At 81.7% G+C, this 229-nt stretch carries 1 protein-coding gene; it reads left to right on the top strand.

What is annotated here, in order from left to right; translation table 11 throughout:
* The coding region (locus KVT14_RS22005; RefSeq protein WP_217617450.1) for a hypothetical protein at positions 1-229 on the top strand (229 nt) is incomplete at both ends.

Raw genomic sequence — 229 nt, 5'->3', positions numbered from 1 at the left:
TGACGCGAGCAGGTCCCCGGCACGTTCGCCGGGCCGGCGCGTGGAACAGCGCGCACCGGGACGTGGACGGCGCAGGGCAGCAGGAGTGGGAGGCCGAGGAGGGCGCCCGGGTGCTGCGCGGGGCCCTGGCGGCGCTGCGCCGGGACGGCTCGTTCCCGCACGACGGCCTCACGCCCCGGTCGCCCGCGTCCGCGGCGGAGGGCGCTGGGCGGGTCCCGGGGCTGCCGCG

The organism is Cellulomonas sp. GbtcB1, from assembly GCF_019091725.1.
Lineage (GTDB): Bacteria > Actinomycetota > Actinomycetes > Actinomycetales > Cellulomonadaceae > Cellulomonas.
This window is presented reverse-complemented; position numbering and strand designations above follow the sequence as displayed.